The sequence below is a fragment of the Rhizobium sp. CSW-27 genome, from assembly GCF_018760785.1.
Classification (GTDB): domain Bacteria; phylum Pseudomonadota; class Alphaproteobacteria; order Rhizobiales; family Rhizobiaceae; genus Neorhizobium.
In genome coordinates, this window is sequence record NZ_JAHHZO010000006.1 from 103,038 (window position 1) to 118,876 (window position 15,839).

14 protein-coding genes and 1 tRNA gene are annotated in these 15,839 nt (G+C 63.3%); 8 read left to right on the forward strand and 7 right to left on the reverse strand.

Going from position 1 to position 15,839, the window contains the following annotated elements; all coding sequences use genetic code 11:
• Window positions 1–26 precede the first annotated feature (26 nt).
• From KLP42_RS13530 to KLP42_RS13540, 3 genes are all read left to right on the forward strand, one after another.
• Entirely contained in the window at window positions 27–329 is a 303-nt protein-coding gene (locus tag KLP42_RS13530) for a virulence factor (protein WP_215567273.1), read from the forward strand.
• A 57-nt stretch (window positions 330–386) separates the two neighbouring features.
• Window positions 387–1,349: a methyltetrahydrofolate cobalamin methyltransferase gene (locus KLP42_RS13535; RefSeq protein ID WP_215567274.1), complete on the forward strand. Its 963-nt coding sequence runs from the start codon at window positions 387–389 to the stop codon at window positions 1,347–1,349.
• A gap of 444 nt (window positions 1,350–1,793) precedes the next feature.
• Window positions 1,794–3,821 (forward strand): ASKHA domain-containing protein, encoded by a 2,028-nt coding sequence (locus KLP42_RS13540; protein ID WP_215567275.1) that lies wholly within the window; start codon window positions 1,794–1,796, stop codon window positions 3,819–3,821.
• Between the two features lie 48 nt (window positions 3,822–3,869).
• On the opposite strand, the gene KLP42_RS13545 is transcribed toward KLP42_RS13540, so the two are convergent.
• Entirely contained in the window at window positions 3,870–4,808 is a 939-nt protein-coding gene (locus KLP42_RS13545; RefSeq protein WP_502941300.1) for a LysR family transcriptional regulator, read from the reverse strand.
• A gap of 182 nt (window positions 4,809–4,990) precedes the next feature.
• Here KLP42_RS13545 and KLP42_RS13550 point away from each other — a divergent pair, with 182 nt between their 5' ends.
• Together KLP42_RS13550 and KLP42_RS13555 are read left to right on the forward strand one after the other, a co-directional pair.
• Entirely contained in the window at window positions 4,991–5,248 is a 258-nt protein-coding gene (locus KLP42_RS13550) for a hypothetical protein (RefSeq protein ID WP_215567277.1), read from the forward strand.
• 268 nt (window positions 5,249–5,516) lie between these two features.
• Window positions 5,517–6,536 (forward strand): GlxA family transcriptional regulator, encoded by a 1,020-nt coding sequence (locus KLP42_RS13555; RefSeq protein ID WP_143124670.1) that lies wholly within the window; start codon window positions 5,517–5,519, stop codon window positions 6,534–6,536.
• A 97-nt stretch (window positions 6,537–6,633) separates the two neighbouring features.
• Here the strand turns inward: KLP42_RS13555 and KLP42_RS13560 are convergent, their stop codons facing one another.
• The 3 genes from KLP42_RS13560 to KLP42_RS13570 form a co-directional block, all read right to left on the reverse strand.
• Complete coding sequence (locus tag KLP42_RS13560; protein WP_215567278.1) at window positions 6,634–7,470, reverse strand: response regulator; 837 nt, start codon at window positions 7,468–7,470, stop codon at window positions 6,634–6,636.
• Window positions 7,471–7,637: 167 nt separating this feature from the next.
• Window positions 7,638–10,151 carry a GcvT family protein gene (locus tag KLP42_RS13565; protein WP_215567279.1) on the reverse strand — a complete coding sequence of 838 codons (2,514 nt, stop codon included), beginning with the start codon at window positions 10,149–10,151 and terminating at the stop codon, window positions 7,638–7,640.
• A gap of 175 nt (window positions 10,152–10,326) precedes the next feature.
• Window positions 10,327–12,867, reverse strand: a complete 2,541-nt coding sequence (locus tag KLP42_RS13570) for a mechanosensitive ion channel family protein (RefSeq protein WP_252192977.1) — start codon at window positions 12,865–12,867, stop codon at window positions 10,327–10,329.
• A 210-nt stretch (window positions 12,868–13,077) separates the two neighbouring features.
• Between KLP42_RS13570 and KLP42_RS13575 the strand changes: the two genes are divergently transcribed.
• Window positions 13,078–13,329 carry a GlsB/YeaQ/YmgE family stress response membrane protein gene (locus KLP42_RS13575; protein ID WP_215567281.1) on the forward strand — a complete coding sequence of 84 codons (252 nt, stop codon included), beginning with the start codon at window positions 13,078–13,080 and terminating at the stop codon, window positions 13,327–13,329.
• 90 nt (window positions 13,330–13,419) lie between these two features.
• On the opposite strand, the gene KLP42_RS13580 is transcribed toward KLP42_RS13575, so the two are convergent.
• Entirely contained in the window at window positions 13,420–13,911 is a 492-nt protein-coding gene (locus tag KLP42_RS13580) for a heme-degrading domain-containing protein (RefSeq protein WP_215567282.1), read from the reverse strand.
• A 71-nt stretch (window positions 13,912–13,982) separates the two neighbouring features.
• On the opposite strand from KLP42_RS13580, the gene KLP42_RS13585 reads away from it, so the two are divergent.
• Together KLP42_RS13585 and KLP42_RS13590 are read left to right on the forward strand one after the other, a co-directional pair.
• A complete protein-coding gene (locus tag KLP42_RS13585; RefSeq protein ID WP_215567283.1) occupies window positions 13,983–14,171 on the forward strand; it encodes a hypothetical protein in 189 nt (62 codons plus the stop codon).
• Window positions 14,162–14,237 (forward strand) — tRNA-Lys (locus tag KLP42_RS13590). The genes KLP42_RS13585 and KLP42_RS13590 overlap by 10 nt, the downstream gene beginning before the upstream one ends.
• 297 nt (window positions 14,238–14,534) lie before the next feature.
• On the opposite strand, the gene KLP42_RS13595 is transcribed toward KLP42_RS13590, so the two are convergent.
• The gene (locus KLP42_RS13595) at window positions 14,535–14,795 is read right to left on the reverse strand and encodes a DUF6074 family protein (protein WP_215567284.1); all 261 of its coding nucleotides are present in this window, start codon (window positions 14,793–14,795) and stop codon (window positions 14,535–14,537) included.
• A gap of 138 nt (window positions 14,796–14,933) precedes the next feature.
• Window positions 14,934–15,620 (reverse strand): thermonuclease family protein, encoded by a 687-nt coding sequence (locus KLP42_RS13600; protein WP_215567285.1) that lies wholly within the window; start codon window positions 15,618–15,620, stop codon window positions 14,934–14,936.
• Window positions 15,621–15,839: the final 219 nt, after the last annotated feature.

The window sequence follows — 15,839 nt, forward strand, 5'->3', positions numbered from 1 at the left end:
CTTGCCCGTGAGGGAGGAGAAAGCGCATGGCCGATCGGATTGTTGTCTACTGGCGTGACATACCGGCCCAGGTGATCATCCGGCAGGGCCGCAAGACCGCCAAGCGCGCGCTTTCCCTTCGCTTTACCGAGGCCATCGACATGTGCGCCATGCGCACCGGCGCGGCCGAAACCGACGCCTATCTGGCCGAATGGCGCAAGGGCGAGCCCGACCCGGTTTCCGACGATCTGGAAGCGGAGGCGGACCGCGCGGTGGCGGATCTCGAAAGCAGTTACGATCAGGAACGGCTTGTGGCGCTTGTGAAGGCAGGCGGGCGCGAACCGGCGTGAGGCAGGCGGCCGGCCGCGAGCGCGCCCGGTCGATCCCATCTGGAGGCAAGGCTTGAAATGACAAGAACCATCGTCGCATCCGCCAGCCGGGAAATCGTCATCGGCTTCGACCAGCCCTTCTGCGTGATCGGCGAGCGGATCAACCCGACCGGTCGCAGGAAGCTGGCGGCCGAAATGATCGAGGGCAATTTCGAGACGGTCATCAGGGATGCGCTGGAGCAGGTGGCAGCAGGCGCCACCATGCTCGACGTCAATGCCGGCGTCACCTCCGTCAATCCGAACGAGACGGAACCCGCCCTCCTCGTCCAGACGCTGGAGATCGTCCAGAACCTCGTGGACGTGCCGCTCTCCATCGACAGTTCGGTGACAGCCGCCATCGAAGCGGCGCTGAAGGTGGCGAAGGGCCGGCCGCTGATCAATTCCGTCACCGGCGAGGAGGAGAAGCTGGAGGCCATCCTGCCGCTCTGCCGCAAATATGACGTACCGGTGGTGGCGATCTCCAATGACGAGACCGGCATCTCGATGGACCCGGACGTGCGCTTCGCAGTGGCGAAGAAGATTGTCGAACGGGCCATGGATCACGGCATCAAGCCTCAGGATGTGGTAGTCGATCCGCTGGTGATGCCGATCGGGGCGCTGGGCGATGCCGGCCGGCAGGTGTTCCAACTGCTGCGGCGTCTGCGCGACGAACTGAAGGTCAACACCACCTGCGGGCTTTCCAATATTTCCTTCGGTCTGCCGCACCGGCACGGCATCAATGCCGGCTTCATTCCCATGGTGATCGGCGCCGGCATGACATCGGCGATCATGAACCCCTGCCGTCCGCAGGAGATGGAAGCAGTGCGCGCCGCCAATGTTCTCAACGGCACGGATGCCAACTGCACACGCTGGATCATGACCTATCGCGACCACAGGCCGGCCGAGGCAGGCGCTGCCGCGCCGGTGGCGGCTCCGCCCGCAGCCGGTGGACGGCGGGGCGGACGCGCCGCCCGCGCCGGTGCCGGGGCGCGTCTGGAATGAGGGCGCGGCCATGACGCGCCCTCCCGTCGTGTCAGTTGCATGTTTGTGGACAGTTTCGCGCAGGCCGGTTCTGGCAGGCTCAACGCAGGTGGAATGCCAATCTGCCTTCGTCCCCCGCCCGTTCATGAGGAGCCGGGCCACGGCGACAGAAAGGCCGCATCATGCAGTATGACTGGACCGGGGCGGAGCACCGCCGCCGCATGTTCTTTCGCTTCGGCTTTGGTGTCGCGTGCCTGACGGCGCTGATGGCTGTCGGGCTTGTAAAGTTCCTGTAACCCCTGCCCCGCACAGGCAGCGTCGAGGCCGGTGCGGGGCGCTTGTTTTGTAGCGTAAATCCATGGCGCCAAGCCGCGGCGGGGCCGATACGGGACGCTCCCAGACATGACGTCCGCGACAAAGAACGTCCGCAAGGCACGGCGCACCAGAAGAAGGCAGGCGACAGACATGGCCGAAACCGATCCGCTTGTGCTGTTCATGCCCTCCGGCAGACGGGGTCGCTTTGCCGTGGGAACATCGGTACTGGAAGCCGCACGCCAGCTTGGCGTCTATGTGGAAAGCGTCTGCGGCGGACGCGCCACCTGCGGGCGCTGCCAGATCTCGGTGCAGGAGGGCCAGTTTGCCAAGCACCAGATCACCTCATCGCTTGACCATCTCTCGCCGCCCGGCGCCCGCGAGGTGCGCTATGACGAGGTGCGCGGCCTTCCGGAGGGACGGCGCCTCTCCTGTTCCGCCACCATTCTCGGCGATCTGGTGATCGACGTGCCGCAGGATACGGTGGTGAATGCGCAACTGGTGCGCAAGAGCGCCGACGATCGCGTCATCCTGCGCAACCCCGCCATCCGCATGTGCTATGTGGAGGTGGAGGAGCCGGACATGGAAAAGCCGCTCGGCGATCTTGACCGGCTGAAGGCGGCCCTTTCCCGCGACTGGCATTTCGGCAACCTGGCGGTGGACACCCACCTGCTTTCGCAGGTGCAATCCATTCTGCGCAAAGGTGCGTGGAAGGTAACGGCGGCCATTCATCAGGACCCGTCGGAGGATCGTCCTCACCTCATCGCGCTCTATCCCGGCCTGAAGAACGAGGCCTATGGCATTGCCTGCGATATCGGCTCCACGACGATTGCCATGCATCTCTCCTCGCTGCTGTCGGGCCGCACCATCGCGTCGGCCGGCACGCCGAATCCGCAGATCCGCTTCGGCGAAGACCTGATGAGCCGCGTCTCCTACGTGATGATGAACCCTGACGGTCGCGCCGCAATGACAAGCGCCGTGCGCGAGGCGCTGAACGGACTGATCGAGCGCGTCTGCGCCGAAGGCGGCATTGCCCGCAGCGACATTCTCGACAGCGTCTTCGTCGGCAATCCGATCATGCACCATCTCTTCCTCGGCATCGATCCGACGGAACTGGGCGGCGCGCCGTTCGCGCTTGCCGTCTCGGGCGCGCTGCAGGCACGGGCGGCCGAACTGGACCTCGCGATGAACGAAGGCACCCGCAGCTATCTCCTGCCCTGCATCGCCGGCCATGTGGGGGCGGATGCCGCCGCGGCGACGCTGGCGGAGGGGCCGCACCGGCAGGACGAGATGATGCTGCTCGTCGACATCGGCACCAATGCCGAAATCGTGCTCGGCCATGCGGGCCGCATCGTCGCCGCCTCCTCCCCCACCGGTCCGGCTTTCGAGGGTGCGGAGATTTCCGGCGGCCAGCGCGCTGCCCCAGGCGCGATCGAGCGGGTGCGCATCGATCCCGTCACGCTGGAGCCGCGCTTCCGGGTGATCGGCATCGAGCCCTGGTCGGACGAGCCGGGCTTTGCCGAGGCGGCGGAGACGATCAAGGTGACCGGCATCTGCGGTTCCGGCATCATAGAGGTGGTGGCGGAACTCTATCTGGCCGGCATCCTCTCGGAGGACGGCGTGATCGACGGGACGCTTGCCGAGCGAAGCCCGCGGATTCTCGCGAACGGGCGCACCTTTTCCTACCTGCTCCTCGACGGCGAACCACGGATCACGGTGACGCAGAACGACGTGCGCGCCATCCAGCTGGCCAAGGCCGCGCTTTATGCGGGCGTCAAGCTGCTGATGGACCGGCAGGGCGTCACCTCGGTTGACCGGATCGGTCTCGCCGGCGCCTTCGGGACCTTCATCGATCCCACCTATGCCATGGTGCTAGGCCTCATTCCGGATTGCGACCTGGCGCGGGTCAAGGCGGTCGGCAATGCCGCAGGAACGGGGGCACGCATGTGCCTGCTGAACCGCGATCACCGCCGCGAGATCGAGGCGCTGGTCAGCCGTATCGAAAAGATCGAGACCGCGCTGGAGCCGAGCTTCCAGCAGCATTTCGTGCACGCCATGGCGCTGCCCAACAAGGTGGATGCCTTCCCGCATCTGGCAGCGGCGGTACGTCTGCCGGAGCGCAAGGCAGGCAGCGGCGAAGGCGAAGCCAGTGGCCGCCGGCGGCGCCGCAGCCGGGACTGACCGGCGAAGAGCCGCAAGCACCACGGCGCGGCAGGTGGAAGGCCGATCTCAGGCGGCCGCCCGCTCCATTTCGCCATAGGCCTCGCGGATGCTCTGCGCCACCGCCTTGGCAGGTACCGACAGTTCGCCCGAGGATAGCAGCCGCACGTCGAAATTCATCAGGTCCGGCAGCCCCTCCTTGACGCCGAGGATCGTCATGTCCTCGGTGATGTAGGAGCGCGGGAAAGGTGCGATCGCCAGATCGGAGACGACGGCGGCGCGCTGCGCCATGGTATTGGCACTGAGATAGGCGACGCGATAGGGCCGCTTCATGTTTTCCAGCCCGGCAATTGCCACCTGCCGCCAGATGCAGCCATCCTCCCAGATCGAGATCGGCAGCGGATCGCGCAAATGCGCCGTGCCGCAGCGGGCGCCGGCCCAGACCAGCTTGTCCTGATAGACCAGTTCGCCGGCCGCCGCATGCGGACGCGTCGAATAATTGATCAGCGCAAGATCCAGCCGCTGCTCCTCGATGCGGCGACGAAGCCGCATGCTCATGTCCACCGTCACATCGACCATGATGCCCGGAAACTTTCCGGCGAAATCCTTGAGAATGCTCGGCAGCAGACGTTCGGCAATGTCATCCGCAGCACCCAGCCGCACGATGCCGGACAGTTCCGGCATGACGAAACGCGACACCGCCTCGTTGGACAGCGCAATCATGCGGCGCGCATAGGAGAGCAGCATTTCCCCATGCGGCGTCAGCGTCACCGAACGCGCATCGCGCAGGAACAGCGTGGTCCTGAGCTGTTCCTCCAGCTTCTTGATCTGCATGGAGACCGCGGACGGGGTACGCAGAACGGCTTCGGCCGCCGTCGAGAAATTGCCGGTATCGGCAATCGCCACGAAGGTGCGCAGCACGTCGTTGTCAAGCAGCGGCAGGGACTGACGGAAAGGCATGTTCATCGGCTCATCTTTCAAATTAGCTGAACATAAGCACCATATCATTTCGTTTGATTGATCGTCAATCGCCCTGCATCTTGCCAGCGTGGATGTGAAAACACCACGAAATGTCATGGCAGCCATAAAATCCATTCGTTTGATTGAAGATTAAAGGGCGCGCATGACTGTCTGGCGCAGGCGGAAGAACCGCCTGTGTCTCTTGCCTCGACACCAGAAGGAAACGACCCATGACGATCATCATCGATCACCGGCCGGTCCGGCGGAGCAGCCGCTGGCCCGGCACCCGGATCAGCCATCGGCAGACGCCCGGACCGCTTCGCCAGAGCCTGTCGGACGTCCTTTCCGCCGCCAGCCGGTGGATTGCAGCGCAGCGGATCGCCCATCGGCGGCGGCAGACCGCAAGGATGCTGGAAGCCCTGCCCTACGACCTGCGCAAGGACATCGGCTGGCCGGCAGGCGGCAGCGACAAGGCGGAGCGCAGCTGACATGCCCGATTGCGACATGGCCTTGACCCCGCATCTGCACCAGGCTGGATGCGGGGTTTCTGTTTTATGCGCCCCTGATGGAGCGCGGCCCAAACTTTAGCCATTTGAACCTTCTGCGGGCACGACTTCAAGGCAGTCGCAAAAATGTCGGATCGACCACCGGAAGTTTTACATTCGCGACGCGAATACCGATCTTGATGTCGCATCAGGAACACTAAGGGGCTATAATTTCACGCGAGGAATAGCAGGCCGCCACGGAGCCCTCGCGATGAACAAGCCCCAGCCGAAAAAACGAACGCTCGTCTTCTTTCTCATTCCGCACTTTACCATGCTGCCCTTTTCCGCTGCCGTGGAAACCCTGCGTATTGCCAACCGCATGCTGGGCTATCCTGCCTACGACTGGCGCATCGCCTCCGTCGACGGCCAGAAGGTCTACTCGTCAAGCGGCATCGCCATCGACGTCAACACCTCTCTGGCAGACGAACGCCGGCATCTCGGCGGAGAGCACCGGCCGAACATGGTGCTGATCTGTTCCGGCATCTATGTGGAGGAGTTCAACAACAAGTCGGTGAACGCCTTCCTGCGCGAGACCTATAATCGCGGTGTTGCCGTCGGCAGCCTCTGTACGGGCGCGCATGTGCTTGCCCAGGCCGGTCTGCTGAACGGCAAGCGCTGCGCGATCCATTGGGAAAACCTGCCGGGCTTTTCCGAAGCCTTCCCGCAGGCGGAAGTCTATGCCGATCTCTACGAGGTGGACAGCAACCTCTATACCTGCGCCGGCGGCACCGCCTCGCTCGACATGATGCTGAACCTGATCGGCCAGGATTTTGGCGAGACGCTGGTGAACCGGGTCTGCGAGCAGCAGTTGACAGACCGCGTGCGCAACCCGCATGACCGCCAGCGGCTGCCGCTCAGGGCGCGCCTCGGCGTGCAGAACGGCAAGGTGCTGCAGATCATCGAGCTGATGGAAAGCAATCTCGCCGAGCCCATGTCGCTGATCGAGATCGCCGATGATGTCGGCCTGTCGCGCCGGCAGATCGAGCGCCTGTTCCGCCAGGAAATGGGCCGTTCGCCGGCCCGCTACTACCTGGAAATCAGGCTGGACCGCGCCCGCCATCTGCTGGTGCAATCCTCCATGCCGGTGGTGGAGGTTGCGGTCGCCTGCGGCTTCGTTTCCGCCTCGCATTTTTCCAAGTGTTATCGCGAGGTCTATAACCGCTCTCCGCAACAGGAGCGCGCCGAACGCAAGCTGACGCTGAACACCTCGCGCACCGGCGTCGTGGTCTGATCCACCGAACCCGTCAACGCAAATCCGCCGCGGCCTTCCGGCGCGCGGCGGATCGCGGGGAGATCCCTCTGTCTCTATGCCTTGCCTTACCCTTGGCTCAAGCGACGCGCGCGCTGCGCTGCGCCTGCATGGACTTGATCTGCACCAGCGTGTCGAGGTTCTGGTTGACGCGGCAGTAGAATTCCTCGTCGATGAAGGGGCGCAGCATGAAATCATTGCCGCCGGCCTTCAGGAATCGCGCCGAGAGAAGCCGGTCGGTGGAGGAGGACACGCCGATCACCCGCAACTCGTGCGAGCCGCGCACCGAGCGGATGCGCCGCGTGAGCTCGAAGCCGTCGATATCGGGCATGTTGTAATCGGTCACCACAAGGCCGATATCGGCATTCTTCTTGAGGAGATCGATCGCCTTGGCGCCGCTTTCCGCCACGCTGACACGGAAATTGTAGCGCTTCAGGCGGGTGGAGAGAAGTGCCCGCGCCGTCGGGCTGTCATCGACGATCAGCACATGGTGGCGATGGTTGGTGAGGAAGCGGCAGACGGATTCCACCAGCATTTCAACGGCAAAGATACTGTCCTTCAGGATGTAGTCGACAATGTCCTTGGCCAGCAGCTTTTCGCGGGTCTGTTCCTGGAAGGTGCCGGTGAAGACAATGGTCGGGATGTTCAGGTCGAGCAGATATTCGAGGGCCTCGCCGTTCTCGGCGCCGGGAAGGTTGATGTTGGAGATCGCCAGCGTGACCGGCTCCTCCGACAGCTCATTGGCCATCATCAGATCCTCGTGGGTCCGGCAGATCTCGACCTCGATGCCGAAGATTTCCTTGAGGCGCTGGCGGATCATGGAGGTGAAGACGTTCGAATCTTCGGCCACGATGATGCGGGCATCCGGAAATTGTTCGCCCGAGTATTGCATTCCCGATAAACCCAAGTATGTCATGGCCCGCCTTCTTTATATTCGCGATGGCTTGACAATAGGCATCCCCCGCTTGCCGAACCCTTAAGCGCTGCAGGCGCAACGGGCGAAATCAAGCCAAAAAGGCGGCCCCGGAAGGCCGCCTTGCAATCATGGTCAATCAAGTATTGTAGACCCTTGCGAGATTTCGCTCAGGCGCGGATCACAGCATTGTCGGGATCGAACGGGCTTTCCGCAACCACCGTCGCATCATAGAGCGAACCGAGGATGCGTACCTTCAGGCGCGTTCCTTCCACCGCATGAGCGGGCTTGACCATGGCGAGCGCCACCGACTTGCCGATGCGCCAGCCGTAGCCGCCGCTCGTGACGCGACCGGCGAGCGCGCCCGTTTCGTCATAGATCGCCTCGGAGCCGCGCGCATCCACATCAGTGTTGCCCTCGACCACCAGTGTGACGAAGTTCCAGCGCAGCCCCTGTTCCCGGGCTGCGAGCATCGCATCGCGGCCGATAAAGCTCTTTTCCGGGCGGATGAAGCGGTCGAGACCGGATTCGAAGGCGTTGTATTCGATGGAGAGCTCACGGCCCATGTTGCGATAGGATTTCTCCACCGCCATCGAGACCATGGCCCGGATGCCGAAGGGCTTGATGCCGAATTCGGCACCGGCTTCCATCAGCCTGTCGAAGATATAGGCCTGCATCTCGATCGGGTGATGCAGTTCCCAGCCCAGCTCGCCGATGAAATTGACGCGCAGGGCGTGGGCGATTGCGACGCCAACGGAGATCTGCTTGCCCGTCAGCCACGGAAAGTCCTTGTTTTCGAGGCTGGTGCGGGTGAGCTTCTTCAAGACCGCACGCGACTTCGGCCCGGCGAGAACCAGCACGCCATATTTCTGGGTGATCGGCTGCAGCGTGACGGACCCGTCCTTCGGCGCAAGACGCCAGAGCAGGTCGTGGTCATGCGCTTCCAGACCGCCGGCAGAGACCAGGTAGAAGCGGCCGGGCGCCCATTCATAGACGGTGAATTCCGCCTTCACGCCGCCGGCCGGCGTCGGCACGTGGCAGAGCGCGATGCGGCCGCGCTTTTTCGGGATCACATTGGCAAAAATGCTTTCCAGCCAGTCGCGCGCACCGGGGCCGGTGACTTCCATCTTGGCAAAGGGCGACATGTCGAGCACGCCGACATTCTCGTGGACGTTCTTCACCTCGTTGCCGACATGCTCGAAATAGTTGGAGCGGCGGAAAGACCACTTTTCCACCACGCGGCCATCATCCAGCGGCGCCGCGTAATTGTGGTTGGTAATGACGTCGGCGCCGACCCCCTTCTCGCTTTCCGGCAGTTCATAGCCTTCCGGTGCATACCAGTTGGCGCGCTCCCAGCCATAAAGCGAGCCAAACACGCCGCCAAGCTTCTTCAGGCGATCATAGATCGGCGTCGTCTTCAGCGGACGCGCGGCAGCCCGTTCCTCGTCCGGATAATGCATGGTGAAGACGTTGGCATAGGCCTCCTCGTTCTTGGCGATGAGATAGCCTTCCGTCGCATAGGGGCCGAAACGACGCGGATCGACGCCCATGAGGTCGACGGTCGGTTCGCCGTCGACGATCCATTCGGCGAGCTGCCAGCCGGCACCGCCGGCTGCGGTGATGCCGAAGGAATGACCTTCGTTCAGCCAGAAATTCCTGAGCCCCGGTGCCGGACCGACGATCGGATTGCCGTCCGGCGTATAGGCAATCGCGCCGTTATAGACCTTCTTGATGCCCACTTCGCCGAAGGCCGGCACACGGGCGATCGCCGTTTCGATATGCGGCATCAGGCGGTCGAGGTCTTCCTGGAAGAGCTCGTATTCGCTCTCGTCCGAGGGACCGTCGACATAACAGACCGGCGCGCCGACTTCATAGGGACCAAGGATCAGGCCGCCCGCTTCCTCGCGCATGTACCAGGCGGAATCCGATTCGCGCAGCACGCCCATTTCCGGCAGGCCTTGGCGGCGACGTTCCTGGATCGCCGGATGCGGTTCGGTGACGATATACTGGTGCTCGACCGGAATGACCGGAATGTTGATGCCGACCATCTCGCCGGTCTTGCGGGCAAAGGAACCGGTGCAGGAGATGATGTGCTCGGCGGTGATCTCGCCCTTGTCGGTCGTTACCTTCCACTGGCCGTCGGCAAGCTGCTCGATGCCGGTCACGGTCGTGTTGCGATAGATGGTGGCCCCGCGGTCGCGCGCGCCCTTGGCCAGTGCCTGGGTAAGGTCCGCCGGCTGGATATAGCCATCGTCCGGGTGCTGGATCGCGCCGAGCAGCCCATCGGTTTCACAGAGCGGCCAGATCTCCTTCACTTGCTCCGGCGTGAGGATATTGACCTTCACGCCGATCGTTTCGGCGATGCCGGCATAGTACATATATTCGTCCCAGCGGTCCTTGGTGCGGGCGAGACGGATATTGGAGACCTTGGAGAAGCCGACATTCATGCCGGTCTCTTCCTGCAGTTCCTCATAGAAGCGGACCGAATACTTGTGCAGCTGGCCGACCGAATAGGAGAGGTTGAACAGCGGCAGCAGGCCGGCCGCGTGCCAGGTGGAACCGGAGGTCAGTTCCTTGCGCTCGATGAGGACGACATCGCTCCAGCCCTTCTTCGCCAGGTGATAGAGGGTCGAGACACCGACCACCCCGCCACCGATCACCACCGCCCGTGCCTGTGTCTTCATGAAGCAAAATCCCCTCTGGACGAAACGGGCGCGGCTGGCCGGCACCCATGCATAGCTTTTCGAGCGGACTATGCAGTTCCGCGGGTTTGGCCAAACGCCTGTTTACGACATGCGCACAGCTTGCCGCGACGAGACCGAATTTGACAACCGACAAAACTGCAAGGGCTTGGGACGTTCAGCCCGGCGCCGGGCCGGGCGCTGGTTCGGCGCCGCCCTTGTCCGGCTGCGACAGGGGCGCGGGCGCCGTCTCCTCGTCCGCCGGCCGGGTCCGGACGGTCCCGAGGATCTTCACGTCCTGATGCGGATAGGGAATCTCGATCCCCTCCTCGCGGAACCGGCGCAGGATCTCGATGCGCACCTTGTTGCGGGTGGCGATGCCATCGCTGATGTCTGAAAGGTAGAAGCGCAACTCGAAATCCAGCGAGGAGGCGCCGAAGCCGAGGAAGTCCACATGCGGCTCCGGATTGCGCAGGACGGTTTCCATGGACAGCGCCGTTTCCATCAGAATGTCGATCACGCGCTGCGGATCGGAATCATAGGCGACGCCGACCGGAATTTCCGAACGCTGCACGCGGTTGCGGTGCGTCCAGTTGCCGACCGAAGCGTTGATCAGTTCGGAATTCGGCACGATGATCGACTGCTTGCGGAAGGTCTCGATTTCGGTTGCGCGCACGGAGATGCGCTTGACGATGCCTTCCGTGCTGCCGGTGACGATGAAATCCCCCACCTTGAACGGCCGTTCCACCAGCAGGATCAGGCCGGACACGAAGTTCGACACGATGTTCTGCAGGCCGAAACCGATACCGACCGAAAGCGCCGAGGCAACCAGCGCCAGGCTGGACAGATCGATGCCGGCCGCCGAGACGCCGATGACCACCGCAAGACCGATGCCGAGATAGCCGATGCCGGTCTTGACCGAATTGCGCACGCCGGCATCCACATGGCTGCGGGCCATGACGTTGCGGTCGATCCAGCCCTGGGCCCAGCGTGTCGCGGCATAGCCGATGAAGAACAGCAGCACGCCGCCCAAGATGCCGACCAGCGAGATGGAGATATTGCCGATCGTGATGCGGGTGAACAGACGGAAGGCGGCGGCCTGGATATCCTGGATCTGGAAGCCCCAGGTCAGCAGGATCAGCGGCACGCCGAACACCAGCGCGATACCGTTGATGCCGAGCCCGGCACCGAGACCGATCTGATCGAGGGCAACCTCGCCCAGCTTGAAACGCTCGGCGAGATATCGCCCGAAAGCGGTTCTGGCAAAGCCGCCCTGCTTGCCCACCGCGCGGCCGGACAGGATGCCGATATACATCGTGACCAGCACGGCACCGGTCAACACGATCTGCGTGGCGGCAAAACGGGCGAGACCGAGATAACCGCTGAGAACGCACAGGATGAGAGCAAGCCCGGCGGTGCGCAAAAGAGCCGGAATACCGCGCGGGAAAGGCTGGCCCTCGCCATCGCTATCCTTGTCCGCAGGCACCAGCGGCTTCAGGAAGGACATGGCGACGAGGATCAGCCCGATCAGCACCGAAGCGGTCAGGCTCTTGACGATGGTCAGGACCACCGGGGAGTTGAGCGACTCGCCGATCTGCCCCAGAAGATAGTCCAGTCCGTTGATCACCGACATGGCGATGATCAGCCAGTAGAGCTGTCGCGCGCCGCGATTGGTGACACGCGCCAGACGCCAGTTCGGATAATCGGGCGCAAAGATCAGCGCGCTGAGGCGGGCCACGAAGAAAGTCAGCCACAGGAAGCCGAAGAAGGCCGAGATGATCGGCGCCACATCCTGGCGCAGGACATTGAAGCTGACGAGGAACAGGAAACTCGAGGCAAAGAACGCCGTCAGCGACGCCGTCTGCACCATCAGGGACCAGAAGGCGAAGGAGAGCCGGGTGATGTAGCTCGGCCGGTCGACCTTGAGATCCCGGCTGACCATCCGGCCGAACAGCCGGTACCCGCCGACGAGGAACACCAGCGCCGCGCCGACCGACAGAAGGACCGCCGACAGAAGCTGCAGCTTCTTGAACTTCCAGGCGAAGCCGAGCCAGCTGGACATCGCGTCGTGAAAGGCCGAGATCTCGTCGAGGAAGGCTTCGCCAGCCTCCACGAAGACATCCGGCGAAAGGTCCGTGTGCTTCAGCAATTGCTCGGCAAACAGCCGGCGGCGCAGCTCCGTGATGCTGGCCGACAGCTTGCCGGTCGCCGCCGCGATCTGGTTGGCGTCGCTGGTGACGATGTTGAGCTCGTTGCGCTCGGCGAGCAGACGGCTGCGCTCGATGGTCACGGCAGGCGCTTCCGCAGGCTGGCCGTCATGCGGCGGATCGCCGATCTCGGTGATCCGCGACTGGATCTGCCCCAGCCGGTCGCGCATGTCCGAAAGATGCTGGGCCAGCTGGGCGGCAAGGTCATCGGCCTTGGATTTCAGTTCCGCCAGCTGGAAATCGTCCTCGTCCCCCCGCGACTTCTCCTCGCTGAGCGCTGCAAGCTGGGCACGCGCACGGGCGACCGCCGCCTGCATGGCGGCAGTGCGGGAATCCGGATTGCCGGCGGACCCGGCCTCCTGGCCGGCAGCGGCAGCAGAGGTGGCAGCGGCGGTGGCGGGCGGTGCCACAGCGGGCTGCTGGTCCTGCGCCTGCGCGGCAACCGACAGAAGCGACAGGAAGACCAGAACCAGGCGCAGGACGCCGGACAATGGAGTGAAGGCAGATCTCATCAGCGGGGAAACCTCATGCGGGCCAGCACCTGTCCTTAAATTCAACAGGCCGGAAAGAAAAGCGGCCGGACAGACGATTCGGCGTCTGTATCCTTTCATCCGCAACGATGGGCGGAACTATGGCCGCCCGGACGGGCTGGAACATTGCCGCCCTCCCCGCGTTGAGGCTGCGGAACAAGGAACGCAACATCATCGCAGGAGGGTAAGCTCATGGAAAACGCAGGTATCGGCTGGATCGCGGCCATCATCATCGGCGGCATTGCCGGCTGGCTGGCCGAACAGTTCATGAAGAGCAACATGGGCGTGTTGATGAACATCCTGCTCGGCATCGTCGGCGCCATCATCGCCAACGCCCTCCTGGGCGTTTTCGGCATCGCGCTGGGCGGCTGGCTGGGCTATCTCATCGCAGGCTTCATCGGCGCCTGCATTCTGATTGCCATCGCCCGCATGATCAGGCGATGACAGACCCGACGACAGGCATCCTCACGAAAATCGACCGGGCTGACAAAGCCCGGTTTTTTCATGCGTACCTTCGGAATGCCGCACGCCCCCTTACGCCAGCCGAAGCGAGGCGTGGTCGAGGCCGAGTTCGGCAGCAAGCGCTTCCACGACCAGATTGTGATCCTCCCGCTGCGGCAGGCCGGACACCGTGATCACGCCGATGCAGCCGACCCCGTTGACCCGGATGGGGAAGGCGCCGCCATGGGCGGCATACTCCGCCGTGGGCAGGCCCCATTTCTCTTCCAGCGTCGTCTGCGCCGCCTTCAATTCCAGCCCGATGGCATAGCTGGAGCGCAGGAAGCGCTGGACCGTGTTGCGCTTGCGGTAGATCCAGTGTTCGAAATCCGGCCTGGCCTCCGGCATGGCTGCATAAAAGGCCTGCATCCCGTTGATGCGGATATCGATCGCCAGCACATGACCGCGCTCCTGCGAAAACTGCCGCACACGGGCACCAAGCGACCAGGCCCGTGCCAGATCGAACCCGTCGAACCGCAGCACCCTTTCCTGTTCCGCCACCCGCGAAATGTCATCCTCGATCGCCATCCTGCCGATTCCTCCTGTCATATCCGTGATGCACTGGTGTCCTAACCTAGATGCGGGACAGTGTGCCATGCATGCGATTTTTTTCCTGCACCGGAAATCCCCGGTTTTCCGGGCTTTCCGGTGTGCACCGCACATTTTTGTCCGATACCTGCGAAGATTTTTTGAAAAGGGCGCTGGACAAGCCGAAACTTCCCCTTTATACGCCCCCTCACACCAACGGCGCGGCCGGAAACGAAGCGCTGAAGGGGATGGGTGATTAGCTCAGTTGGTAGAGCAGCTGACTCTTAATCAGCGGGTCGTAGGTTCGAGCCCTACATCACCCACCAAATTTACTTGATTGAAAAGACAACAAATTCCGCTGATGGCCAACAGGGCTGAAGCCGATATCTTGTGCCTGCGCGACCACTGCGCATTCTCCGTATAAGTCCCTATCTCGACACCCCCTACAGGACAGCCCCATAGGTCAGACAGAGCGGGCAAAGGCTGCCACCTCCGCCTCGGATGCCAGCCTTCAGCGTAACCTTTCGTCGGGCACGCCCCGCCCTCGACCGGGCCATGGCCACGGCATGAAAAAGGCGCCCGAAGCGGGCGCCCATGGTCGCGATCAAACGCACACGGTCGTATCAGGCGCGGATGTCGAGCGCCTGTTCCTCGTCTTCGGCAAACAGGTGCTGCAGTTCCAACTGCACCGCATTCATGAACAATGCGGCCTGATGCGAGATATCGAGCGGCGAGGCGCCCTGGCGGGCAAGGGTGGCGGCAAGGGTCTTCATCTCGTCGCGCCAGAAGCGGTTGGCTTCCTCGCCCTGCAGCGTGAGAAGTGCCTCCGCACAGCGCTTGATGTCTGCCCTGCGCCGGTCGGCGGGAAAATGTGCAAGCGCCATAATATCTCCTCATACGCACGCATCGAATCGACTCAACATGTCGAACAATCGCCTGAAGTGGTTCCCAAATTCTAAACGCAATCCAAAGAAGGTGAATCCAATCCCGGGCTGGGACAGGCCAAGCAGGCGAAGGCGACCTCAGCACCAGGGCTTGGCTGCCTCAGCCACGCCGTGGGCCAGCCCCTCGCGCACCAGCTGCTGACCGATCGACTGGCCGTTGCGCAGCACGACGCGCCATTTGCGGCCGCCGGAATCGCTCGCCGCATTCGGCCAGTCCACCAGTTCGAACTGTCCCTGATTGAGCAGATCGCGCAGCCGCACCTTGGCAGCAAAGCCGCGCTGCCGCTCCGCCTCGCAAGCGGCCCCTTCGGTGCGGGGGGCGCGGATATCCGCCAGGCGCACAGCCTGCTTGCGGAACCAGAACACGTCGCCCGCCGCGACGCAGTTGTCGAGACCGGACGTGCCGCAGAAATAGAAGGTTCCGGAATAGGCCTTTCCGAGCAGGCTTTCCTCCGCCGGAAGCGAGGCCGTCTGCACCGTGCCGACCGGCAGCGGCGGACGCAGTTGCGGATGGGGTGGCAGTGCCGTTTGCGCGCCCGCACCGCCCGACACAGCGCGACCGGCCGTGGCGGGTGCGGAATGCCCGGGCGAAGCCGTCTTCACCGTGTCGGGAAAGTAGCCGGCCATCCAATCGCGTACCGGCCGGTTGTCATGCAGCACGATGGCACCGGTGACGACGCAAAGCGCCGCCAGCCACAGCCGCATGCTGATGACGGACTTCGTCTTGCCGCCCTTTCGACGGCGGGCTGTCGATGCTTTTGCCATATCTGTCCCATCCTGATGCGCCGCATCATGGTGAGGGGAGGTTTCCAAAGAGTTTTCATCGGAAAATTTACGCCGCTTTTACCCTTCTGCCGTCACCTGCGTGTGACACGACCGGTTACGGCGGCAGAGCCGGGCGAAGCGGGCCTTGCCGTCGCAGTCGATTCAGCAGTTTCTAACTTATCGCCGTTAGGTTTCGGTGAGATGCCCCCTGCCCCTCCG